This is a genomic window from Allobosea sp. BH3 (genome assembly GCF_025499465.1).
GTDB lineage: Bacteria > Pseudomonadota > Alphaproteobacteria > Rhizobiales > Beijerinckiaceae > Allobosea.
Genome location: NZ_JAIMCA010000006.1, coordinates 123,389 through 146,844, shown reverse-complemented (window position 1 = coordinate 146,844; position 23,456 = coordinate 123,389). Strand labels below are relative to the sequence as shown.

Annotated in this window: 24 protein-coding genes; 15 read left to right on the top strand and 9 right to left on the bottom strand. The window is 66.5% G+C overall.

Translation table 11 applies throughout. The annotated features are described in order from the left end of the window. Window positions 1–16: 16 nt before the first annotated feature. From BoBH3_RS20430 to parC, 3 genes are all read left to right on the top strand, one after another. Complete coding sequence (locus BoBH3_RS20430) at window positions 17–400, top strand: tautomerase family protein (RefSeq protein WP_262332700.1); 384 nt, start codon at window positions 17–19, stop codon at window positions 398–400. Window positions 401–446: 46 nt separating this feature from the next. Next, window positions 447–1,193 (top strand): DNA repair protein RecO, encoded by a 747-nt coding sequence (gene recO / locus BoBH3_RS20425; RefSeq protein ID WP_262332699.1) that lies wholly within the window; start codon window positions 447–449, stop codon window positions 1,191–1,193. A gap of 122 nt (window positions 1,194–1,315) precedes the next feature. Next, on the top strand, window positions 1,316–3,562 hold the full coding sequence (parC, locus tag BoBH3_RS20420) for a DNA topoisomerase IV subunit A (protein ID WP_262332698.1): 2,247 nt from the start codon (window positions 1,316–1,318) through the stop codon (window positions 3,560–3,562). Between the two features lie 108 nt (window positions 3,563–3,670). Here parC and BoBH3_RS20415 read toward each other — a convergent pair whose 3' ends face one another. From BoBH3_RS20415 to hemB, 7 genes are all read right to left on the bottom strand, one after another. Further along, complete coding sequence (locus BoBH3_RS20415; protein WP_262332697.1) at window positions 3,671–4,309, bottom strand: outer membrane protein; 639 nt, start codon at window positions 4,307–4,309, stop codon at window positions 3,671–3,673. 103 nt (window positions 4,310–4,412) lie between these two features. Continuing rightward, complete coding sequence (locus BoBH3_RS20410; RefSeq protein ID WP_262332696.1) at window positions 4,413–5,438, bottom strand: DUF2336 domain-containing protein; 1,026 nt, start codon at window positions 5,436–5,438, stop codon at window positions 4,413–4,415. A gap of 105 nt (window positions 5,439–5,543) precedes the next feature. Then, entirely contained in the window at window positions 5,544–6,308 is a 765-nt protein-coding gene (locus BoBH3_RS20405; RefSeq protein ID WP_262332695.1) for an arginyltransferase, read from the bottom strand. 158 nt (window positions 6,309–6,466) lie between these two features. Next, window positions 6,467–6,940, bottom strand: coding sequence for an RDD family protein (locus BoBH3_RS20400; protein ID WP_262332694.1), 474 nt, complete (start codon window positions 6,938–6,940; stop codon window positions 6,467–6,469). Between the two features lie 58 nt (window positions 6,941–6,998). After that, window positions 6,999–8,243: a threonine ammonia-lyase gene (locus BoBH3_RS20395; RefSeq protein WP_262332693.1), complete on the bottom strand. Its 1,245-nt coding sequence runs from the start codon at window positions 8,241–8,243 to the stop codon at window positions 6,999–7,001. A 17-nt stretch (window positions 8,244–8,260) separates the two neighbouring features. After that, on the bottom strand, window positions 8,261–9,601 hold the full coding sequence (locus BoBH3_RS20390) for a branched-chain amino acid ABC transporter permease (protein ID WP_262332692.1): 1,341 nt from the start codon (window positions 9,599–9,601) through the stop codon (window positions 8,261–8,263). Between the two features lie 45 nt (window positions 9,602–9,646). Further along, the gene (hemB, locus tag BoBH3_RS20385) at window positions 9,647–10,702 is read right to left on the bottom strand and encodes a porphobilinogen synthase (protein ID WP_262332691.1); all 1,056 of its coding nucleotides are present in this window, start codon (window positions 10,700–10,702) and stop codon (window positions 9,647–9,649) included. Window positions 10,703–10,941: 239 nt separating this feature from the next. Here hemB and BoBH3_RS20380 point away from each other — a divergent pair, with 239 nt between their 5' ends. From BoBH3_RS20380 to BoBH3_RS20365, 4 genes are all read left to right on the top strand, one after another. Further along, a complete protein-coding gene (locus tag BoBH3_RS20380; RefSeq protein WP_262332690.1) occupies window positions 10,942–12,000 on the top strand; it encodes an enoyl-CoA hydratase/isomerase family protein in 1,059 nt (352 codons plus the stop codon). Window positions 12,001–12,002: 2 nt separating this feature from the next. After that, window positions 12,003–12,443 (top strand): DUF6163 family protein, encoded by a 441-nt coding sequence (locus BoBH3_RS20375; RefSeq protein ID WP_262332689.1) that lies wholly within the window; start codon window positions 12,003–12,005, stop codon window positions 12,441–12,443. 250 nt (window positions 12,444–12,693) lie between these two features. Then, window positions 12,694–13,206, top strand: coding sequence for a transcriptional regulator LdtR (gene ldtR, locus BoBH3_RS20370; RefSeq protein ID WP_262332688.1), 513 nt, complete (start codon window positions 12,694–12,696; stop codon window positions 13,204–13,206). Window positions 13,207–13,494: 288 nt separating this feature from the next. After that, the gene (locus BoBH3_RS20365; RefSeq protein ID WP_262332687.1) at window positions 13,495–14,739 is read left to right on the top strand and encodes a L,D-transpeptidase family protein; all 1,245 of its coding nucleotides are present in this window, start codon (window positions 13,495–13,497) and stop codon (window positions 14,737–14,739) included. A 90-nt stretch (window positions 14,740–14,829) separates the two neighbouring features. On the opposite strand, the gene BoBH3_RS20360 is transcribed toward BoBH3_RS20365, so the two are convergent. After that, window positions 14,830–16,032, bottom strand: coding sequence for an MFS transporter (locus BoBH3_RS20360; protein ID WP_262332686.1), 1,203 nt, complete (start codon window positions 16,030–16,032; stop codon window positions 14,830–14,832). 69 nt (window positions 16,033–16,101) lie between these two features. Here BoBH3_RS20360 and BoBH3_RS20355 point away from each other — a divergent pair, with 69 nt between their 5' ends. Together BoBH3_RS20355 and glyA are read left to right on the top strand one after the other, a co-directional pair. Next, window positions 16,102–16,566, top strand: coding sequence for a helix-turn-helix domain-containing protein (locus BoBH3_RS20355; protein WP_262332685.1), 465 nt, complete (start codon window positions 16,102–16,104; stop codon window positions 16,564–16,566). A gap of 127 nt (window positions 16,567–16,693) precedes the next feature. Next, window positions 16,694–17,992, top strand: coding sequence for a serine hydroxymethyltransferase (gene glyA / locus BoBH3_RS20350; protein ID WP_262332684.1), 1,299 nt, complete (start codon window positions 16,694–16,696; stop codon window positions 17,990–17,992). Window positions 17,993–18,014: 22 nt separating this feature from the next. On the opposite strand, the gene BoBH3_RS20345 is transcribed toward glyA, so the two are convergent. Continuing rightward, on the bottom strand, window positions 18,015–19,130 hold the full coding sequence (locus BoBH3_RS20345) for a hypothetical protein (RefSeq protein WP_262332683.1): 1,116 nt from the start codon (window positions 19,128–19,130) through the stop codon (window positions 18,015–18,017). Window positions 19,131–19,153: 23 nt separating this feature from the next. Between BoBH3_RS20345 and nrdR the strand changes: the two genes are divergently transcribed. The 6 genes from nrdR to thiL are packed head-to-tail and all read left to right on the top strand — an operon-like array spanning window position 19,154 to window position 23,421. Further along, complete coding sequence (nrdR, locus tag BoBH3_RS20340; protein ID WP_262332682.1) at window positions 19,154–19,648, top strand: transcriptional regulator NrdR; 495 nt, start codon at window positions 19,154–19,156, stop codon at window positions 19,646–19,648. Next, window positions 19,641–20,771: a bifunctional diaminohydroxyphosphoribosylaminopyrimidine deaminase/5-amino-6-(5-phosphoribosylamino)uracil reductase RibD gene (gene ribD / locus BoBH3_RS20335; protein WP_262332681.1), complete on the top strand. Its 1,131-nt coding sequence runs from the start codon at window positions 19,641–19,643 to the stop codon at window positions 20,769–20,771. Before nrdR ends, ribD begins: the two co-directional genes overlap by 8 nt. Beyond that, entirely contained in the window at window positions 20,771–21,418 is a 648-nt protein-coding gene (locus tag BoBH3_RS20330; RefSeq protein WP_262332680.1) for a riboflavin synthase, read from the top strand. Before ribD ends, BoBH3_RS20330 begins: the two co-directional genes overlap by 1 nt. Before the next feature lie 34 nt (window positions 21,419–21,452). Then, complete coding sequence (gene ribH / locus BoBH3_RS20325; RefSeq protein WP_262332679.1) at window positions 21,453–21,962, top strand: 6,7-dimethyl-8-ribityllumazine synthase; 510 nt, start codon at window positions 21,453–21,455, stop codon at window positions 21,960–21,962. Beyond that, window positions 21,959–22,426: a transcription antitermination factor NusB gene (nusB, locus tag BoBH3_RS20320; RefSeq protein WP_262332678.1), complete on the top strand. Its 468-nt coding sequence runs from the start codon at window positions 21,959–21,961 to the stop codon at window positions 22,424–22,426. The genes ribH and nusB overlap by 4 nt, the downstream gene beginning before the upstream one ends. Then, window positions 22,426–23,421 (top strand): thiamine-phosphate kinase, encoded by a 996-nt coding sequence (gene thiL / locus BoBH3_RS20315; protein ID WP_262332677.1) that lies wholly within the window; start codon window positions 22,426–22,428, stop codon window positions 23,419–23,421. The genes nusB and thiL overlap by 1 nt, the downstream gene beginning before the upstream one ends. Window positions 23,422–23,456 lie beyond the last annotated feature (35 nt).

Genomic DNA, 23,456 nt, shown 5'->3' with positions numbered 1-23,456 from the left:
ACTGAAGGAGAGAACCATGCCTCTGATCCGGATTTCCATGCGCCGCGGCCGGCCGGCTTCCGAGCCCGCCGCCATCATCGACGGGGTCTACAGGGCGCTGCGGGAGACGTTCGAGGTGCCGGAGAAGGATCTCTTCGCCGTCGTGCACCAGCATGACGCCGACGAGTTCGTCTTCGACGCCAACTATTTCGGCTTCAATCGCACTGCGGGCCTGGTCGTCATCCAGCTGACTGTCGCCAACACGCGCGGCGTGACGCAGAAGAAGAAGCTCTATGCGGCGATCGCGGAGAACCTTGCTCGCGAGCCCGGACTGAAGCCCGACGACATCTTCATCAACCTCGTCGAGGTCAAGCGGGAGGACTGGTCCTTCGGCGGCGGGATCGCGCAATACGTAGCGTGACAGGAAGCGCTGGCCACCGCCGGGCCATTCGTCCTAACTGAACCCGATGGAATGGACCGACGAAGGCACGATCATCGGCCTCAAGGCTCACGGCGAGAGCGCCGTGATCCTGGAGGTCATGACCCGCGAGCACGGCCGCCATCTCGGCCTCGTCAGGGGGGGGCGCTCGCAGAAGACGCAGCCGCTGCTCCAGCCCGGCAACAGCGTATCCCTGACCTGGCGCGCCCGGCTCGATGAGCATCTCGGCGAATACAGGGTCGAGCTTCTGACGTCTCATGTCGCGCGGCTTATGGCGACACCCGTCGCACTCTATGGGCTTGCGACGGTGTCGGCGCTGCTGCGCCTGCTGCCGGAGCGCGATCCGCATCCCGGCCTCTATGAGGGCCTGTCGGTCCTGATCGCCCATCTCGACGAGCCCAGCTTCGCCCCGGCGCTCGTCATACGCTTTGAGCTCGCCATGCTGTCGGAACTCGGCTTCGGGCTCGATCTCGCGCGCTGTGCCGTCACCGGCTCTCCGGACGATCTCAGTCACGTCTCGCCGAAATCGGGCAAGGCGGTCAGCCGCCGTGCTGCAGAACCCTATCTCGACCGGCTGCTGGCGCTGCCGGCCTTCCTCGCCGAGGGACAGGGTGCCCGTGCGCCGTCTCCCGCCGATCTCCTGGCGGGCTTTGCGCTGACCGGGCATTTCCTGCGCCGCCACCTGTTCGAGTCGCGCGGCCTGCCCGAGCCGCCGGAGCGGGCGCGGCTGGTCGAATTTGCCGCACGCATCTTGCCCGAATCATCCACCGTTTGAGTGATTCCGGTAGGTCATTGCGTTTGCGTGCATGGGCGCGGGGCGGCATCGTTCTGGCGGGGTGATTCGGGCTGTGCCATAGAAGCCGCGCGAATTTTGGACAGCATGAGGGCTGACAACGTATGGGCAAGCCGGTCGATCCGCCGCCGGAGGACGAGGCCGAGCGCATCGACCTGAAATCGGCGCTCGAGGAGCGCTATCTCGCCTATGCGCTCTCCACCATCATGCACCGCGCCCTTCCGGATGCGCGCGACGGGCTGAAGCCTGTCCACCGCCGCATCCTGCACGCCATGCGGCTGCTCCGGCTGGACCCCGGCCAGGTCCACAAGAAATGCGCCCGCATCGTCGGCGACGTCATCGGCAAGTTCCACCCGCATGGCGACCAGTCGGTCTACGACGCGCTGGTGCGCCTCGCTCAGGACTTCGCCCAGCGCTACCCGCTGGTCGACGGTCAGGGCAATTTCGGCAATATCGACGGCGATAACGCCGCGGCCTACCGCTACACCGAAGCGCGCATGACCGAGGTCGCGCGCTTGCTTCTCGATGGCATCGACGAGGACGCGGTCGATTTCCGCGAGACCTACAATGGCGAGGACGAGGAGCCGGTGGTGCTGCCGGCCGCCTTCCCGAACCTGCTCGCCAATGGCTCGCAGGGCATCGCGGTCGGCATGGCGACCTCGATCCCGCCGCACAACGCAGCCGAGCTCTGCGACGCCGCGCTCTATCTGATCCAGCACCCGGAGACCTCTTCCGAGCAGCTCATGACCTTCGTGCCGGGCCCGGATTTCCCGACCGGCGGCATCATCGTCGAGAGCCGCGCCTCGATGGCGGAAACCTACCGCACCGGCCGCGGCGCCTTCCGCACCCGTGCGCGCTGGCATGTCGAGGATCAGGGCCGCGGCACCTGGCTCGCCGTCGTCACAGAGATCCCCTACATGGTCTCGAAGGGGCGGCTGATCGAGAAGATCGCCGAACTGCTCAACGACAAGAAGCTGCCCTTGGTCGGGGACCTGCGCGACGAATCCGCGGAAGACATCCGCATCGTCATCGAGCCGCGCGCCCGCAACGTCGATCCCAATTTGATGATGGAATCGCTCTTCCGGCTCTCCGAGCTCGAATCGCGCATCTCCATGAACATGAACGTGCTGACCGGCGGGCTGGTGCCGCGCGTGCTGGGCCTCAGCGAGGCGCTGCGCGCGTGGCTCGACCATCGTCGCGACGTGCTGCTACGGCGCTCGCGCTTCCGGCTGGGCCAGATCGAGAAGCGCCTGGAGATCCTGCGCGGCCTCCTGATCGTCTATCTGGACCTCGACCGCGTCATCAAGATCATCCGCGAGGAGGATGAGCCGAAGGTCGAGCTGATGCGCGCCTTCGAGCTGACCGAGATTCAGGCCAACGCCATCCTCGACACGCGCCTGCGCTCGCTGCGCAAGCTCGAGGAGATGCAGCTCAAGACCGAGCTGGATGAGCTGACCAAGGAGAAGGAGCAGATCGAGGAACTGCTCGGCTCCGAGGCGACCCAATGGAAGACCATCGCCTGGGACATCCGCCAGGTGAAGAAGACCTTCGGCCCGGAGACGGCGATCGGCAAGCGCCGCACCGACTTCGCCGATATGCCCGACACCACCGATATCGACCTGACCCAGGCCATGGTGGAGCGCGAGCCGATCACTGTCGTCATCTCGAAGAAGGGCTGGATCCGCGCGCTGAAGGGCCATGTGCAGGATCGTTCCAGCTTCACCTTCAAGGGCGACGACGCGCTCCAGACGGCATTCTTCACCGAGACGACGGCGAAGGTGCTGGTGCTGGCCTCGAACGGCAAGGTCTTCACGCTCGACGCCTCGAAGCTGCCCGGCGGCCGCGGCTTCGGCGACCCGATCCGATTGATGATCGAGCTGGAGGAGACCGCCGATCTCGTAGCCGCCTTCGCCTACAAGCCGGGTTCGAAACTGCTGATGGTGACCAGCGAGGGCAGGGGGTTCGTCGCCCCCGCCGACGATGTCGTCGCCAACACGCGCAAGGGCCGGCAGGTGCTGAATGTCGATGCACCGGTGCGGGCGCTGCTCGCCGCACCGGCTGATGGCGATCACGTCGCGATCATTGGCGAGAACCGGAAGCTCATCTGCTTCCCGATTTCGGAAGTGGCCGAGATGGGCCGCGGCAAGGGCGTGCGCCTGCAGCGCTACAAGGATGGCGGCGTCTCCGACGCGAGGACCTTCAATCTCGCGGACGGGCTGACCTGGCTCGACACCTCCGGCCGCACCTGGACGGTGGCACAGGCCGATCTGACGGAATGGCTCGGCCATCGCGGCGAGGCCGGCCGCCTGCCGCCCAAGGGCTTCCCGAAGAGCAATACGTTCGGCGGGTAGTCCGAGAGGGACAGGGCATCATGCTCGGGTCAAGCCCGAGAATGATGCCGGTTCAAGGACTTGTTGCTGAAAGCGGAATCAATTCCGCAAGCGTTTGGATCAGGCTTTTTAGCGGATCGGCCGGCCGACGACGCCGACCTCGAGCCCGAGCGTGAGCTTGTTGGTCACGGCCCATTCCACGCCGGCGCGGGCTTCCGGCCTCACGGCGATGTCGCTGCGGCTGAAGGGCGCGGAGAAGGACGTCGCGCCATAGCGCCAGGTTTCGTTGCCGGCGGAGAGGCCGACCTTAGTGTAGAGCAGCACGTCGGGCGTCACCAGCACGCCGGTCTTCACCTGGAAGGCGCCAGCGAAATCGCGGGTATAGGCGACGTTGCCGAAGCTCGGATAGCCGTAACCGCCGATCGCCGGCGCGTATTCGAGCGCGCCGACCACGCCGTAGACGAAATTCCCCTCCTGCCGCATCGTGCCGGCTTCGAGCCCGAAGGTCGGCCCTGCGCTGGTGCGCATATGCTTCGAGCTGGTGACCTGGAAGCCGGAGGATATGCGCGCATAGGAGCCTTCCCATCTCGGGGAAAGCGACGGGGCGTCCCAGGCGAAGGAGGGCAGGGCGCCGAAACCCGAAAGCGGCAAGAAGGTCTGCGCTTGCGCTGCGCTGCCGAACAGAACCGAAAGCGCGGCAGCGGAAAGAAGCGGAAATCTCACGTCGAAGCCATCCTCGCGCAGGAGCGCCCTGCGGAAAGCTAGCATGACGCGGCTCGAATGTCGCGGTTTTGTGGCGCTAGAGCACGCGCCGCTCGGATTGCGGAGCAGTTCGAGCGGATCACGCGTTCTCTATCACCCGGCTCTAGCCTCAAGCGATCTTGGTCCGGAGCTTCAGGAAACGCAGCGTCCGCTCGGCGGTGCTGAGGTCGAGCTTGGTGTAGCCGTCGACATCGTCGTCGATGTCGAGCGAGGAGAAATAGAGCCGGCGCGCCCTAAGCTGCAGGATGGCGCGGAAGGCCGTCGTGCCGATGCCCAGCGACCGGCAGGTCACCGCGATGCCGCTGGCATCGCGCCGCATCAGCACGCGCAGAGCCTGCTCGATGGTGATGTCGGCGACCTGGGCGAGGACCTGCGCGAGATGGTAGGCGCGGTCCTCGTCGGCCAGCATGGTCAGCACGTCGTCGACTTCGCGTACCTTGGCGGCGACGTCGGCGAGCAGCAGCTTCACCTCCAGCCGCTGCTGGCGCGCCTGCTTGGCCAGCGACGAGACGTTTTCCACCGGCTTCCCGTCCGGCCCAGCCGATTCGGCGAGCTGGCCGACGATCCAGAGCACCCGCTGGGCCCGGCTCGGCGACAGGTCCGAGCGGCGGGCCAGTGCGCCGGTGACGGCGGAGTCGCCGTTGCCGCGCTCGAGCAGCCGGTCGAAGCCACGGTCGGAGAAGAGTGCGCCCTTGTTGGCGCTGACCGTGTGCAGCACCTCGTTGTCACCGCGTTCGACCAGGATGTCGGTCAGGTTCTCCGAGAGGCTGGCGCGCTCGGCGATGGCGACGAGATGTTTAGGGGATTGGGTGACGGCGATTGCGGCGAGGTCCGTGTCGGTCAGCACCGGCGACAGAGTCAGTACGAGCTGCGCGACTTCGATGCTGTTGTCGCTGCCAAGCGACACGGCGACATTGTGCGGCAGGGTCGACAGGCTCGCCACGCGCTCCGCATAGCCCTTGCGCTCCTCCTCCCCGAGATAGGAGAGCGAGCTCAGCGCGATCTGGCCGTAATGATCCTTCGATCCCTCGTTGGGATCGCGATCGAGCAGGAAAAGATCGGTCACGGAATGCAGAAGCTGCCGGCGCGAGTCCGACGACATGTCGGCCGGCATCCGGGTCAGGTTACGCAGCATAAGTCCCCCCACGGCACAGCAGCAGGCGCAATCATGCGCTGTCCGGCTTGATTTACTATTAAGGCGACAGGTCGCTTTGAGGCGAGCGGGCGGAACGATGCCTGTTCAGTCGGCGGGGAGGTTCTGGTCGAACCGTTCCCAGCCCTGTGGCATCAGCCGCTCCTGCGGCAGGAAGCGCGACTTGTAGGACATCTTGGGTGAGCCATCGACCCAGTAGCCGAGATAGACGTAAGGCAGGCCGAGGCGGCGGGCGCGCTGGACATGGTCCAGCACCATGAAGGTGCCGAGCGAGCGCGGTTCCAGCGCGGGATCGTAGACCGAATAGACCATCGAGAGGCCGTCGCCGAGCGTGTCGGTCAGCGCCATCGCGAAGAGATCCCCTTCGCCGCGGCCGGTGAAGCCGGAATCGGGGCCGCGCCGGCGATATTCGATCAGATGGGTCTGAACATGGGTGTCCTCGACCATCATCGCGAAATCCAGCGCCGACATGGTCGCCATGCCACCATCCGGGTGACGATCGTCGAGATAGGCCCGAAACAGCGAATAATGCTCCGAGCGCGGCTGAGGGGAGAGCGCCTCGCCGATCAGGTCGCCGTTGCGGGCCAGAACCCGGCGGAAGCCGCGCGAGAGGCGGAAATCGTCGACGCAGATGCGCACCGAGACGCAGGCCCGGCAGGTCTCGCAGGCAGGCCGGTAGGCAATGCTCTGCGAGCGGCGGAACCCGCCCTGCGAGAGCACATCGTTGAGCTCACGCGCCCGCGAGCCGACCAGATGCGTGAAAACCTTCCGCTCCTCGCGCCCCGGCAGGTAGGGGCACGCAGTCGGGGAGGTCAGATAGAATTGCGGGGCATCCCGCAACGGGCGCGTCACGTCGGCTGGCTCCGGGAAAGGCTGCGCCTCTCAATGTATCACCGAAGGAGGCACCCGCAACAATGGTGGCGCAGCTTGCCCGTGGCTGGCGCTCCGCTTCTGACATGGATCAAGTTGCTTGAGGGTGCGCGCACGCGTTCCCTGTTTGATTCAGCGCGCTAGGCGCGCACCACCACCAGCCCGGTAAGCAGATCGTGGATCATGCGCCGGTCGGAGCGGGCGAAGCCGCACGCCACATCGCAGAGCCAGAGCACGAAGGTGCCGGCCGCAACGTAGAACAGCAGCGCATGCACGGCGGCGGCGAGCCCGTCCGGCCGGCCGCCATCGGCGGTCTCGACCTTGAGCCCGGCGACGCGCATGCCCCAGGTCGACTGGCGCGGCCCGCCGATGGTCAGCGCGGCGTAGCCGAGCGCGGTGGCGACCGTCGCGATCGGGATCAGCAGCCAGGTCGCGCCGAACGTGACGATGCCGAGCACCACCAGCAGCACCACGACCAGCGTGCCCAGGAAAAACAGGGCGACGAGGTCGATCAACCAGGCGAAAAGCCGCGAGCCCAGAACGCCGCTGACGTTCTGGTAAGGGCGCGGTTCCAGCGCCGTGACCGGGGGCTGGCCATAGCGGGTATCGCTCATCGTGACTTCGATCCTTCGTTGGGGCCGCGGAATGCAACCTTCGGCGGATAATGTTTGATCAGTGCCCCGGTTCCGCAAGACCTCGCGGCAGGATGCGCCTCGGAGCGAAGCCGTTTTTTGCAAGCGTATCCTCGATGGCGCGCGAATGCGCCGCGCCACGCGTCTCCACCGTGACGTCGAGGGAGACGCCTTTGGCCGGCAGGTCGAGGAACAGCCGGCCGTGGCTGACCTCGAGGATGTTCGCGCCTTCCTCGCCGAGCAGACTCGCGATCCTGCCGAGCAGGCCCGGCCGGTCGCTGGTCGTCAGCCGGAAGGCGACGATGCGGTCCTCCCGCTCCAGCTCCCGCACCATGATCGCGGCGAGCAGGCGCGTGTCGATGTTGCCGCCGGTGAGCACGAGCCCGATCTTGCGGCCGGCATAGCGGCCGGGCTCCTTCAGCATCGCGGCGAGCCCGGTCGCGCCGGCCCCTTCCGCGAGGCTGTGCTGGAGACTGGCGTAAGCGTTGACGGCGCGCTCGATCAGATCCTCCCCGACGAGGACGATGTCGGAGACGAGGCTGGAGACGATCGGCAGCGTCAGCTGGCCGACGCTCTTGACCGCGATGCCTTCGGCCAGGGTCGGGCCGCCGACAGGCTTGTCCACGGCGTGCACCGCGTTGAAGAAGGACGGGTAGAGATCGGCCTCGACGCCGATCAGCTCGATGCCGGGCTTGATCGCCTTGGCCGCGATGGCATTGCCCGCCATCAGCCCGCCGCCGCCGAGCGGAATGATCAGCGCGTCGAGATCGGGCTCGTCGGTCAGCATCTCGCGCGCCAGCGTGCCCTGGCCCGCCATCACCGCGGCGTCGTCATAGGGATGGACGAAGACGAAGCCCTGGGCGCCGGCAAGTTCATGTGCCTTGTGGCTCGATTCCAGGATCGTCTCGCCATGCAGTACGACATGCGCGCCATGGGCGCGGGTGTTCTCGACCTTCACCAGCGGCGTCGTTTCGGGCATCACGATCGTCGCCGGGATGCCGAAACGCCGGGCGTGATACGCCACGGCCTGCGCGTGGTTGCCCGCCGACATGGCGATGACGCCGCGTGCCCGTTCACGCTCGCTCAGCGAGATGAGCTTGTTGACCGCGCCGCGCTCCTTGAAGGACGCGGTGGCCTGCATGTTCTCGTGCTTCACCAGCACGGTCGCGCCGGTCAGCTCGGACAGGCGCGGGGCCGGCACCAGCGGCGTGCGCAGCACATGCCCCTCGATGCGCGCGGCCGCCTCGTCGATATCCTCGGGCGTGATCGCGAAAGTTTCGCTCATGTTGCGCTCCGTTTCGTTCAGACCTGCCGCGGCGACAATTGGCCATCGCCGAAAATGCCGCCCGGGCGCAAGATCAGCACGATCGCGAGCAGGCTGTAGACGGCCAGGTCGCGCTGCTCGATCGGCAGCGTCGCCGACCACGCCGCCTCGAACGCCGCGATCATCAGGCCGCCCAGTGCCGCCCCGCCGACAGAGCCGATGCCACCGAGGATCGCGGCGACCAGCGCCTTCAGGCCGAGCGAGAAGCCGCCGGCAAAGCCCATTCCACCATAGATCACCGTCACGATCACCCCGGCCATGCCGCAGACGGCGCAGGCGATGACGACCGCCACATCGTGAACCGCGCGCGCATCGACACCGAAGAGGGCGGCGGTGCGCGCATCGTCCGACACGGCCCTCCATGCCCGGCCATAGGCCGTGTTCCGGATCAGCACGACCAGCGCCAGAGCCGTGCCGAGGCCGAGCGCGGCCAGCGCGGCCGAGAGTGGGTTGAGCGTGACGATGAAATCGCCGGCATGGACGAGAGGTCGCGGGGTGTTGAGGACCGGCGGCAGCCAGCGCAGCTCCGGCCCCTGCGCCAGCCTCAGATATTCCGACATCGCGATGGCGAGCCCGATGGTCGCGATCAGCATCTGCTGGCCGCTGGCGCGTTCGAGATGGCGCAGCACGAAGCGCCCCATGGCAAAGCCGTGCAGAGCCGCCGCGAGGATGGCGGTGGTGAAGGCGATGAGGAGCGCCGAGAGCGGCGTCGAGACCGCGAGCGAGAGCACGAGCGCCACGCCGATGACCGAAGCGAGCGCGCCCAGTGCTGCGAATTCGCCGAAGCTCAGGATGATCCGGCCGTTGAGCCCGTAGACCAACGCGTATGCCGCCGCGAGCAGGCTATAGATCGCTGCCGATGGCAGGGCGCTCAGGCCTTGCTGCAGCCCGTAGGCGAGGGCTGCCGGCACGGCGGGCAGGTCTCCGGCCCGTGCAGCGCTTGGGTCCGGTGGCGGCTCGGCCTTGTCCTCGAGGTAGAAGCGCCGCAGGAGGTAGAAGCTCGCATCCGACATCGGTCGCCCGTCGGAGGCGATGCCGATCAGCGCGCCGCGGCCAAGCGCATTGCCCTCGCCCGCGAAGAGGCAGTCGATGCTGCGATGACGTGCGAGGCCGTCGCCAAGCCGAACCCGGTAGAACAGCCGCAGCGACCGCGAGACAGGGCCGTTTGTCGCGCGCTCGATTTCGATCTGGGCGTTGGGCGGGTTGAGCGGCGGAATCGCCTGCCGGCAGAGCCGCGTCTGGTCAGTGTCGAACGCTGCGCCGCAGCCGGTCAGCGCGAACAGCAGGACAGCCAGAATCGGCAGGAGGAACGGGCGCATGTCCGGCGACGGTAGCGCCGCCGCCAGGGCAAGGAAACCTTGGCGTCAGCCCCCGGCCTTCAGCTTCTTCGCCACGCGTGGGGCGAAATAGGTCAGGACGCCGTCGGCACCGGCCCGCTTGAAGGCCATCAGGCTTTCGACCATCGCCTTCTCGCCGTCGAGCCAGCCATTGCCGGCCGCCGCCATGATCATCGCGTACTCGCCGGAGACCTGATAGGCGAAGGTCGGCACGCGGAAATGGTCCTTCACCCGCGCCACCACGTCGAGATAGGGCAGGCCGGGCTTGATCATCACCATGTCGGCCCCCTCCTGCAGGTCGAGTTCGACCTCGGCGATGGCCTCGTCGGCATTGGCCGGGTCCATCTGGTAGGTGCGCTTGTCGCCGATCAGCGTCGCATTGGTGCCGATCGCGTCGCGGAACGGGCCGTAGAAGGCCGAGGCGTATTTCGCCGCATAGGACATGATCTGCACGTCCTCATGCCCCGAGGCATCCAGCGCGCCGCGGATCGCGCCGATGCGACCGTCCATCATGTCGGAGGGGGCGATGACGTCGGCCCCGGCATCGGCCAGCGCCAGGGCCTGCTGGACGAGGATCGCGACGCTGGCATCGTTCAGGATGCGCTCGCCATCCATCACGCCGTCATGGCCGTGCGAGGTGTAGGGGTCGAGCGCCGCGTCGCAGATGATGCCGATCTGCGGCACCTCGGCCTTGATGGCGCGCACGGCGCGGCACATCAAATTGTTGGCGTTGAGGGCTTCGGAGCCCGTCGGGTCACGCAGCGCCTTGTCGACGAAGGGGAAGGGGGCGATGGCCGGGATGCCGAGCGCGGCTGCATCCGCCGCCTGCCGCACGGCCTCCTCGATATTGAGCCGGTCGACGCCGGGCATCCACTCCACCGGCGTGCGCGCCTGCGGAGAATCCATCAGGAAGATCGGCCAGATCAGGTCGTTCGTCGTCAGAACCGACTCGCGCACCAGCCGGCGCGACCATTCCGCCTTGCGGTTGCGGCGCATGCGGCGGGTGAGATCCAGCGACGGCGCGGATGCGGTGCCGTCAGAGGAGTGAGGGGCGGGGAAAGGCCGCGCGACCCGGGATTCCATGGCGATTGCCTCGAGCGACGAAAGGGAGCTGGCCCGGATACGTCAAGGGCGCAGGCTCGACAGCGCCTCTTTATCACATCGGACCAATTCAAAAACCGGACGCTTGGTCGCAAGCGGGCGGTTGAGCGGAGGATCGGTCGCCGGTGCGCACAGGCCAAGGCATGCCACTCGCTCCGTCGCGTTGACAAGCCTGCCCACGCCTTCCAGAACCGCAGCCCATCAGGGAGCGGGATCGGGCCATGACGACGCAGGACCAGGAGATCATTTGCGAGATCCGCGGCGCCGCCGGCGTCGTGGTGCTGAATCGACCCAAGGCGCTGAACGCGCTGAGCCTCGGCATGGTCCGCGAACTTGCCCGTGCGCTCGACGCCTGGGAGGACGATCCGCAGGTGGAGCGCGTCGTCGTCAGCAGCACGAGCGAGAAGGCCTTCTCCGCCGGCGGCGACATCCGCTGGCTGCACGATTCCGGCAAGGCGGGCCGGCATGCCGACATGCTCGCCTTCTGGGGCGAGGAATACATCCTCAACCACCGGATCAAGACCTACCCGAAGCCCTATATCTCGCTGATCGATGGCATCGTCATGGGCGGCGGCGTCGGCATCTCGCTGCATGGCAGCCATCGCATCGCCGGGGACCGTTATCTCTTCGCCATGCCGGAGGTCGGCATCGGCTTCTTCCCGGATGTCGGCGCGACCTATGCGTTGCCGCGCCTGCCGGACTCCTTCGGCAGCTTCCTCGCCATCACCGGCGAGCGCGTCGGCGCCGCCGATGCCGCCTCCTTCGGCCTGGTCACCCATGCCGTCGCCAGCGAGCGCATGGCCGAGCTTGCGAATGCCCTGACCGCTCGCGGCGGGCTCGACGACATCCTCGCCCCCTTCGCGATCGATCGCGGTCCCGGTCCGCTCCACCCCGAGCGCACGGTCATCGCCGACGCCTTCGGCGCGCCGACCCTGCCGGAGGTTCTCACGCGCCTGCGCAAGGCGGCCGATGGTGGCAGCGCCTTCGCCAGCAAGCTGCTGCAGACCATCGCGGTCAAGTCGCCGACCAGCGTCGCCATCGCGTTCGAGCAGATGCGGCGCGGCGCCACGCTCGATTTCGCCGAGGCGATGCGGACCGAATACCGGATCGTCTCGCGGGTCGCCCACGGCCACGAATTCTACGAGGGCGTCCGTGCCGTCGTCGTCGACAAGGACCAGGCGCCGCGCTGGCAGCCTGCGACGCTGGACGCCGTGCGACAGGACGACATCGACGCCTATTTCGCGCCGCTCGGCGCCGACGAACTCAAGCTGGAGGGTTGAGCTTGGGGTTGGGCGGTGACGGCGATGTCCTGCGGGGCGCCAAGGCCGGTGAGGCGGAGAGCGGGCGGCAGAGCCGCTGGCGGACGGTGCTCGTATGGTTCCTGCGTCTGGTCTCGGCCTTCTGGCTGGCAAAAGGCCTGACCGCCTGGGCGGTGATCTTCGGTGTGCCCGGCAATCACGAGCCGCCTTTCGAGAATCGCCTCCTCAGCTATCAGGCGATCATCGTCTATTTCGCGGTGATCGACCTTGTCGCCGCCGTCGGCCTGTGGCTGACCTCGACCTGGGGCGGCGTGCTCTGGCTGCTGGCAGCGATCAGCCAGCTCCTGCTCGCCTTCCTCTTCCCGCGCTTCGTGCCGATGACAGCCTGGATCGTCGGCATCTACATCGCGCTGATCGCCGTCTACTTCATCGCGACCTGGGCGGCGGAGAACGACGGCGGGTAGGCGGTTTTCTGGCTTGTTCTCGGATCAAGCACCAGCATCTCGATGCGGTCTGATCAGTCGACTGCGTCGAGTCATAGTAAGATTCGCTTTAGCTTAAGCGTTTTTGGCTTCACTTACGATTCACCCAAAGGGGTAAATCCCTGATTCATCCTGATATTTAAACTCGTTTTCATCGGTGCCCGCATATGGTGTTCTTCAGAAGCGGACCGGAAGAAAAAATCCGGCCGAGGCAAAACAGGCGGGATATACAATGAAAGCGAGCGTCAAGACTTCGGAAGTTGCTCAGACCAGTGAGGTCGAGCTCAAGGTGAAGCCGCTTTATCTTGAGTCGCTGACGCTGGTGGAACGGCTTCATCGCCGGCTGCTCGACGTCATCAAGGACGAGTTCGAGCGTCGTGGCCGTGACGACGTCAACAGCGTGCAGGCCCTGCTGCTCTACAATATCGGCGATGCCGAGCTCTCCGCCAGCGAGCTGCGCACCCGCGGCTACTATCTCGGCTCGAATGTCTCCTACAACGTCAAGAAGCTGGTCGAGCTCGGCTACCTGCACCATGCCCGGTCGCGCATCGACCGCCGTTCGGTCCGCATCAGCCTGACGGACAAGGGCTCGGAAGTGCACAACATCGTGAAGGGCGTCTACGACAAGCACGTCCGCACGGTCGAGCAGATCGGCGGCATCGCGGCGGACGACTTCGAGCGCATGAACAACGCCCTGCTGCGCCTTGAGCGCTTCTGGACCGATCAGATCCGCTATAAGCTCTGAAGAATCGGCGGCTTTCGCCGATTTTTGCTACGCTTGCCTGCAAAGCGGTCGGGATGAAGTTCCGGCCGCTTTGGCATGTTCTGGCGTCGACTGTGGCTTTGCTGCCATGCGCGTGGCAAAACGCGGCCATGCCCTAAATTTGCCGCTCTCATCACACCTCTTTAACCGTGCTACGACACCGTCGTCGGCCAAGTGCCAGCTTGTGGCGGCCGCCGCCGCGAGCGCTGCCTCGCCGGCGGCGTTTTCGTGCGGTCCGAGTGCCTGCTCTAGGTCTTGAAGAGGGAAGAGATGTCGCAATTGAGCCTGACCCGCCGCGAAACTGTCCTGGGTCTCCTGTCGGGCGTTGCCACTGTGGCAACTGCGCCGGCTCTCGCCCAGCAGGCCGAATGGCGTCAGAACTATGATGCCGGCGCGCGCAATGCGGTAGCGCGGTCTTCGACGCCGATGTTGTCCTCGGAAGCCCTGCAGGCGACCGAACAGGCGATCGTGGCCTATCGCGACCTCGCCGCGCGCGGCGGCTGGCCGCAGGTTCAGCTTCCCGAGCGCATGGCAGTCGGTTCCAAGGGGCCGGGCGTCGTGGCTCTTCGCCGCCGCCTGATCGTCACGGGCGATCTCGAGGAGACGGCAGGCGAAAGCAGCGTCTACGATTCGTATGTCGAGGCCGGCGTGCGCCGCTTCCAGTCCCGCGTCGGGCTTTCGACCACGGGTACGATCAACCGCGCCACGATCGTCGCGCTCAACGTGCCGATTGACCGCCGCATCCGCCAGCTCGAAACCAACGTCGTGCGCCTGCGCAGCTGGTCCGGCAATCTTGGCGGCCGCTATGTCGTCGCCAACATCCCCGCCGCGATGGTGGAGACGGTCGAGAACGGCCATGTCGCCACGCGCCACGCAGCCGGCGTCGGCAAGATCGACCGGCAGTCGCCGCTGCTGCAGACCAAGATCCCGGAAGTCAATTTCAACCCGACCTGGACGGTTCCCGCCTCGATCATCCGCAAGGATCTGATCCCGAAGATGCGCAAGGAGCCGACCTATCTCACCGAGAACAAGATCCGCATCATCTCGCCGAACGGCGGCGAGATCTCGCCGGCGAATGTGAACTGGAACTCGGACGAGGCGACGCGCTACACCTTCCGGCAGGATCCGGGCGGCGATTTCAATTCGCTCGGCTTCGTGCGCATCAACATCCCCAGCCCGCACGGCGTCTACATGCACGACACGCCGTCGAAGGGCATCTTCGGCGATGATTTCCGCTTCGTCTCCTCGGGCTGCATGCGCGTCCAGAACGTGCGCGACTATGTCGCCTGGCTTCTGAAGAACACGTCCGGCTGGGACCGCGCCAAGATCGACGAGGTCATTCAGTCCGGCGAGCGCATCAACGCGCGCATCTCCGATCCGGTGGCGTGCTACTGGGTCTACGTCACCGCCTGGGCGACGCCGGACGGCGGCGTCCAGTTCCGCGACGACATCTACAACAAGGACGGTCTCGGCCCCGCGCCGGTGGCGGCGCTCGCGGGCGAGCAGGATATCTGATCTCGACCTTTCGCTGCGTTTTGAAAACCCGCCGGTTCCCGGCGGGTTTTTTGTTGTGTGCGGCGGCGCCTCACAGCGTGCGGTGGCCGCTTACGCACTCCGGCGGAAAAGCATCACGCCGCCGACCAGCACCACCATTCCTGCGAGGAGCAGCGCGGTTCCCTCGAACAGGCCGCGATAGCCATGCGCCGCGATCAGCGGCGCGCTCGCCAGCGGCGAACAGAACTGGCCGATGAAGATCGAGGCGGTCAGGATGCCGCCGGCAAGTCCTCTGGATTGCCGCGGCGCCAGATTGAGCGCGAGGGCGACGAAGCTTGGCGAAACCAGCGCATAGCCCGCGCCGATGAGCAGCGCGGCTGCCACCAGGGGTGCAATAGCGGCCGTGTGTGGCAGCAGCGCAAATCCCAGCGCCATGGCGGCATAGCCGAGCGCGAAGAGGACTCCATAGCCGCTCAGGCGCTGGAGACGCGAATAGAACAGACCAAAGCAGCCGCCCGAGATCATCAGCATGCCCAGCACCGTGCCGGTCATGATCGCGCTCTCGTAGCCTTGGGCTTCCAGAAAGAATGCGATCTGCGTCGGCATCAGGAAGAAGATCATGTTGGTCATTGCCTGCAGCGCTACCAGCAGGGCGAGCGGGAGCAGCCAGGATCGGGAGCCATCGCGACTATCCGCCGCTTCGGCATCGCCGCTCGCCGGGGGGCGTGGCGGCTCGATGGCGAACAGCCACATCACCGGCAGGACAACAGCGGCAAGCCCGTAGACGGCGAAGGGCAGGCGAGGGGATGTTGCGGCCGCCCAGCCGGCGAGCGAGATGAAGACGAGCCCGCCGAAATTGCGAGCCGAGATCTGGAGCCCCGTCAATGCGTTGCGGTCTTCGCCGGTGAAGTAGTCGCCGATCAGGGCGGTCTGTGCCGTCATGATGAGCGCGACGGCGATGCCGAGGGCGAGCCTGCTCGCAAAGATCGTCGGCAGATTGGGTAGGATGAAGCCGGCACTGCCCGAGATTACGAAGAGGATGACCCCGGCCAGCAGCATGGCGCGCCGCCCGAGCCGGTCGGCGACGACCCCGGCGAAGGGAGCGCAGAGCGCGACACTCAGCGACGGCGCCGGCACGAGAAGCCGTGTCAGCATCGCAGCATTTGGATCGTCGGCGAACAAGCGTTCAAGCCCGGGCAACGCCGGGCTGATCGTCGCATTGGCCATTGTCGTGAGCATGGCGGCCATGAGGAGCGCGACCGCCCGTCCGTCCTGCCAGACCGGCCTTTCTCGAGTGACATGGATATCCGCCATCGGCTTTTCCTCTTGCTGAATTCGTCGGCCCGGCAGAGCGTACGAATTCAAGTCAACTTGAGGTCAAGCATGAAACTGCTGGATATCGGCGAGGTCGCGGAGCGCTCCGGGGTCCCGCCCTCGACGCTGCGTTACTATGAGGAAATCGGGCTGATCCGCTCGGAGGGCCGGCGCGGGCTGCGGCGGCAGTTCGACCCTGACGTTCTCCTAAAGCTGTCGCTGGTTGGTCTCGGCAAGATCGCCGGCTTTTCCTTGGACGAGATCGCCGGCATGTTCGGAAAGAATGATCAGCCCGACATTCCGCGCGAACGATTGCGCGCCAAGGCCAACGAACTGCAACGCCAGATCCTTGGCCTGAGAACACTGCGGGATGCCCTGCGTCACGTTGCCGACTGTCCGGCCCCGACTCACCTCGAATGCCCGACCTTCCGGAGCCTTCTGAAGACGGCATCGCGAGGACCGCTCGTCTACCGCCCGTCGCAGTCGCAGCGAGTCGCGGAAATCAAGCCCTCGCGGCAGCGGCGGAGAAGTTGATTCCGTCGTCGGAGGAGGCTGCGCGGAGCTTCTGGCCATCTATCGCTTGGACAGCCCCCCGCCGCATGGTAGGGGACGCCGCAACGGCGTAGAGCCCATGGCCCGCCGCATTCATCAGGAGCCGGACATGACCGAAGCCGCGCTGGACAAGCACCTCTCGAACTCCTTCTTCGGTGCTTCGCTGCATGATGCCGATCCCGAGATCGCCCGCGCGATCGACCTGGAGCTGGGTCGCCAGCGCGACGAGATCGAGCTGATCGCCTCCGAGAACATCGTCTCCCGCGCCGTGCTCGAGGCGCAGGGCTCGGTGATGACCAACAAATACGCCGAGGGCTACCCGGGCCGGCGCTACTATGGCGGCTGCCAGTTCGTCGACATCGCCGAGAAGCTCGCCATCGAGCGCGCCTGCCGTCTGTTCGGCTGCAGCTTCGCCAATGTCCAGCCGAACTCAGGCTCGCAGGCCAACCAGGGCGTCTTCATGGCGCTGATGCAGCCCGGCGACACCTTCATGGGCCTCGACCTCGCCGCCGGCGGGCACCTGACCCACGGCGCGCCGGTCAACCAGTCCGGCAAGTGGTTCAACGTCGTCTCCTACGGCGTCTGCGTGGTCGATCAGATCATCGACTATGACGCGATGGAGCGCCTCGCCATCGAGCACAAGCCGAAGGTCATCGTCGCCGGCGGCTCGGCCTATGCCCGCCACTGGGACTTCGCCCGCTTCCGCGAGATCGCCGACAAGGTCGGCGCCTATTTCATGGTCGACATCGCCCATTTCGCCGGGCTTGTCGCCGGCGGCGCGCATCCTTCGCCATTCCCGCACGCCCATGTCGTCACCACCACGACGCACAAGACGCTGCGCGGCCCGCGCGGCGGCATGATCCTGACCAATGACGAGGCGCTGGCGAAGAAGATCAACTCCGCGATCTTCCCCGGCATCCAGGGCGGCCCGCTGATGCATGTCATCGCAGCCAAGGCGGTGTCCTTCCTCGAGGCGCTGCAGCCCGAGTTCAAGACCTACGCCCATGCCGTCGTGGCCAACGCCAAGGCGCTGGCCGAGACGCTGAAGTCCAAGGGCTTCGACCTCGTCACCGGCGGCACCGACAACCACCTGATGCTGGTCGACCTGCGCTCCAAGAAGATCACCGGCAAGGCGGCCGAGGCCGCGCTCGGCCGCGCCCACATCACCTGCAACAAGAACGGCATCCCCTTCGACCCGGAGAAGCCGATGACGACCTCCGGTATCCGCCTCGGCACCCCGGCCGCGACCTCGCGCGGCTTCGGTATCGCCGAGTTCAAGCAGGTCGGCGAGCTGATCGCCGAGGTGCTGGACGGCCTCGCCGCCAATGGCGAAGAGGGCAACGCCGCCGTCGAACAGGCCGTGACCGCCAAGGTCAAGGCGCTGACGGCGCGCTTCCCGATCTACTGAGCCGCGCCTTCATGCTTCGAGCTCACGGGAACGTGCCCTTGAGTTCGAACATGATCAGGTTCTCGGTCTGACCGCCCATATCCGGGCGGTTCTTGCGGCTGAGATCGACGCCCAGCTTCAGGCTCTCGGCGACCTTGTAGGAGGCCGAGGCGCTGCCTGTGACGTTGTCGTCCTTGAGATGGGCGGCAACGGACAAACCGAAGCGATCCTTGGTGGCGCTGAGCCTAAGGGTGAGGTCGACCTTCGGTTTCGTCAGGTCCACCTTGTTCGCCGCGGTCAGGCTGATCACGCCGTATTTCACTCCGACGACACTGGTGACTTCGGGCGCCTTCAAGCCTGCGGTGACGACCTGCAGCGACAGATCAATCTTGAGCTGTTCCCATTTCAGCTGGCCGGTCACCTTGCCGCCATAGCGCTTCGCCGTGGGGTCGAAGACGAGGCCGCTGACGCCGAGCTTCAGTGCGCCGACATTCAGCACCTCGAACTTCAGCTTCTCCAGCTCCCGGATGCCCATGCCGTAGAGCGTGCCGGAGGGCTTTGTGACGAAGAGCGCGACACCAGCACCGGCCGACAGGACAGCACCGACCACATAGAGAACGGTCTTGTTGTCGTTGACCCAGACGCCGATCGCCGATGATTTCGCGGCGTCCTCGAAGTTCTTCAGCTGCTTTTCGAGCGCCTTGAACTTCGACGACTCCTTGACCTGCTTGAGGTAGGCGTCGGTCGCGGCCGTTTGCACGCCGCCGATCACCGAGGATTGCAGCTTCCCGATCTCTTCAGAGGTTAGCTGTGAGCTGCTGAAAGGACCGCGGGATTTTGCGAAGCCCAGCACCGCATTCTCGGCCGCCTTCAGCAGCGTGGGGCTCTTGAACGCCTGGATCAGGCGTTCGGGGGACCGGGAAATCTCGGAATCGAGCAGATCGAACGCCAGCAGCACCAGGCCGCCGAACGCTTCGCCCATGTTGCCCTCGTTCTCTGCCATGATAGAAGCTCCGCCGCGCTCGCTGTGAAGGTCGAGTGTTCGTCGCCTCGATGCGCCTCGAGGTTCATCGCCCTCGCAGCATAGCAGCAGCGGCGCCATGGCCTCTGGTGCGGAAACCGACGCTGGGGCAAAGAAGCGCCGGGCGTCGTCGCCCATCTGGCATCCCGAAGGATTCGCGCATGCGCTGTCCCTATTGCGGCTCGCTCGACACACAGGTGAAGGACTCACGTCCGACAGACGATCATGCCTCGATCCGGCGGCGCCGCGTCTGCCCGGATTGCGGCGGCCGCTTCACCACCTTCGAGCGCGTGCAGCTGCGCGAACTGACGGTAGTCAAGCGCTCCGGCCGGCGCGCGCCCTTCGACCGCGACAAGCTGGAAACCTCGATCGCGCATGCGCTGCGCAAGCGCCCGGTTGCACCCGAGCGCATCGAACGCATGGTCAACGGCATCGTGCGCCAGCTCGAAAGCTCGGGCGAGGCGGAAGTCCCGAGTTCGACCATCGGCGAGCTGGTGATGGAAGGGCTGAAGGCTCTCGACGACGTCGCCTATGTCCGCTTCGCCTCGGTCTACAAGAACTTCCGCGAGGCGAAGGACTTCGAGGAGCTGCTTGGCCAGCTCGGCGGCGCAGAGGAGGAGGGCACCGCCGCCCCCGCTCACAGAGGCGATGACTGATCCCAGCGCGGTAGACCGCGCCTTCATGCGTCAGGCGCTGGCTTACGGCGCACGCGGCCTTGGGACGACATCGACCAATCCGTCTGTCGGCGCCATCATCACGCGCGAGACGCCGGATGGCCCCGTCGTGGTCGCGCGCGGCCACACCCAGCCGGGAGGCCGGCCGCATGGCGAGGCGCATGCCTTCTCGCGCGCCGGAGCCGGATCCATGGGCGGCACGCTTTACGTCACGCTCGAGCCCTGCGCGCATCGCTCGGTGCGCGGCGGCATCCCCTGCGTGGAGCACACCATCCTGTCGGGGGTAAAGCGCGTGGTGTCGGCGATGTCCGATCCCAATCCCTTCATTGCCGGACTGGGCCATGCGTTGCTGCGTACGGCGGGAATAGATGTCACCGTCGGCGTGCTGGAAGACGAGGCGCGGCGCGCGCATCGGGGCTATCTCTCGCGCATCACGCTCGGGCGTCCGATGGTCACCTTCAAGATCGCCCGCACGGCGGACGGCTATGCCGGCGGCCCGGGCCCCACGCCGCTTGCCATATCCGATCCGCTTGCCGGTCGCTGGGTCCATCTTCAGCGTGCTCATCACGACGCGATCATGCTCGGCATCGCCTCCGTTCTGTCAGACGATCCGCAACTCACGGTGAGGCTGCCGGGCATGGCGGCCCGTTCGCCGATCCGCGTCATCCTCGATACCCATCTGCGCCTGCCCCTGACTTCGAAGCTGGTGCGTAGCGCAGGCGCGGTGCCGGTCTGGGTGATCGCGTCCGAGACTGCCCCCATCGAGCCGGAGGCCGCGCTGGTCGCCGCCGGCGTCGAGGTGATGCGCGTCTCGCTAGCGCCGGACGGTCATCTCGATCTCGCCGAGGCACTGAAGCTGCTGGGGACGCGCGGCATCACCCGCGTCTTCTCCGAAGGAGGTCCTCGCGTCGGAGAGAAGCTCGTGCTCGCGGGACTCGCGGACGAAGTCATTGTCTCGACCGCGTCGAAAACGCTGGGGCAGCCCGGCGTCGTTGCCGTGCGTCCGGGGCTTGCCGCGGCATTGGCAGACCCCGATCTATACGCCCTTGTCGAGGCCGGCCCCATCGGCCAGGACCGTTTCGAGCATTTCGTGAGGAGAGGCTGATGTTCACCGGCATCGTCACCGCCATCGGCGAGGTCGTGGAGGCCGAGCGCAAGGGGCCGAGCCTCAAGCGCCTCGCCATCGCCTGCCCCTACGAGGCGGAAGGCATCGCCATCGGCGCCTCGATCGCCTGCGCCGGTGTCTGCCTCACGGTGACCGCGCTGAAGCCCCGCACCGACGGCGCGGCCGGCTGCATCTTCCAGGTCGAGGCGGCTGCCGAGACGCTGGCGAAGACCGTGGTGGGGGATTGGCAGCCTGGCACGGCGATCAATCTGGAGCGCTCTCTGAAGGTCGGCGAGGAGCTCGGCGGCCATCTCGTCACCGGCCATGTCGACGGCGTCGCCCGCATCCTGAAGATCGACCAGATCGCGCCCGATCCGGACGAGCCCTGGGGCGCGACGGCCCGCTTCCACATCCGGGCGCCCGAACAACTGAAGCGCTTCATCGCTGTGAAGGGCTCGATTTGCCTGGACGGCACTTCGCTGACGGTCAACACGGTCGATGACGACGTCTTCACCGTGCTGCTGATCCCGCATTCGCTCTCCGTCACCACTTGGGGCGAGCGCAGGGAGGGCGATCCCATCCATCTCGAAGTCGATCTGATGGCCCGTTATGCCGCGCGGCTTGCAGAGGCGCGCCCGCAGGGGTAACCAGCCCCTGACATTCCAAGAAGGATTTCAAGAAATGGCCGGACCCCGGCAGATATCGGCCGACAAGGCCGCAACTCCCGCGCTCGACATCGAGGGCGCCCGCGTGCTCGTGGTCGAGGCGCGCTTCTACGACAAGCTTGCCGACGAATTGCTGGCCGGCGCAACCGCAGTGCTGGAGAAGGCAGGTTGCCGCGTCGACATCGTCACCGTTCCCGGCGCGCTGGAGATCCCTTCGGCCATCGTCATCGGCCTGCGCGCCGCCGACGAGGCTGTCGATCCCTATGAGGCGGTGGTCGCGCTCGGCACCGTCATCCGTGGCGAGACGGGCCATTACGACATCGTCGCCGGCGAGAGTTCGCGCGCGCTGATGGACCTGTCGGTCGCCTTCGCCCTGCCGCTCGGCAACGGCATCCTGACCGTCGAGAACGATGCGCAGGCCTGGGCCCGCGCCAACCGTTCCGAGATGGACAAGGGCGGCGGTGCGGCGGAAGCGGCGCTCTCCGTCCTGCGCTACAAGCGCTCCCTGACGGAGTCTTCGCAATGAGCCGCGCCGAGATGCGGCGCGGCGCGCGGCTCTCGGTCGTGCAGGCGCTCTACGAGATGGAAATCGGCGGGCGCGGCGTCGTCGAGGCCATGGCCGAGTTCGAGGCATTCTGGATCGGCAAGGAAGTCGAGGACATCGAGCTACCGAAGGCTGAGATCGCCTTCTTCCGTGACATCCTTGGCGGCGTCGTGCGCGAGCAACGCCTCGTCGACCGCTCGGTCGACGAACTCCTCGCCAAGGGCTGGCCGCTGAAGCGCGTCGAGGCCGTGGTGCGGGCGATCTTCCGCGCCGGCGCCTACGAGCTCGCCTTCCGCAAGGACGTGCCGGCCCGTGCCGTGATCTCCGAATATGTCGCTGTCGCGCGCGCCTTCTACGAGGGCGAGGAGATCGGCATGATCAACGCCGTGCTCGACCGGATGGCGCGCGATTTCCGCGCCGACGAGTTCGACGTGCCGGCGGCCTGATGACGGAACCCAGCCGCCCCGGCGAGTTCGAGCTGATCGCCCGCTATTTCGCGCCGATCGCCGGGCCGGGGGGCCTGGGCCTTCTCGACGATGCCGCGCTGCTGCGGCCAGGACGCGGCTATGAGGTCGTCGTCACGGTGGACGCGCTGGTCGCCGGCGTGCACTTCTTCCCCGACGATCCGCCGGCCTCGATCGGCTGGAAGGCGCTCGCGGTCAATCTCTCCGATCTCGCCGCGAAGGGGGCAAAGCCCGAGGGTTTCGTCCTGACGCTCGCCTTGCCGCGCGGCTGGACGGAGGGGTGGCTCGCCGATTTCACCGCTGGCCTTGCGCGCCTGGCTGGGGCGGAGGGCTGTCCCCTGATCGGTGGCGACACCGTCTCGACGCCCGGCCCGTTGACGATCTCGATCACCGCCTTCGGCTCGGTTCCGGCAGGGCGCATGGTGCCGCGCTCCGGTGCGAAGCCGGGCGACGTCGTGCTCGTCTCCGGCACCATCGGCGACGGCGCGCTGGGTCTGAAGGTCCATGGCCCCGAGAGGCCGGGCTGGGTCGCCGGGCTCGATGCCGATCATCGCGCCTTCCTCGCTGATCGCTATCTACATCCTCGCCCGCGCCTCGCGCTGGCAGAAACGCTCCAGCGTCATGCCTCGGCCGCCATGGACGTTTCGGACGGTCTCGTCGGCGATCTCGCCAAGCTTCTGAAGGCCTCGAAAGCCGGGGCTGAGATCGATCTCGATGCCTTGCCGCTGTCGCCCGCGGCCCGCGCCGCGATCATGGCCGATCCCGCATTGGCGGAACTGGCCTGGACCGGCGGAGACGACTACGAAATTCTCTGCACGGCATCGGAAAGGGAATATCCTGCCCTGATCGCGGCGGCTGCGGAGAAGACCATTCCGCTGACGCCCATCGGCAGGGTTGCAGCCGAGGCCGGCAAGGTGACGTATGGCGCGAAGGGCGAGGCGGTGAGCTTCGCAAACGGTTCCTTCTCGCATTTCTGAAAGCGGCGCATCACGCGGCCGCAAGGCGGCATTGT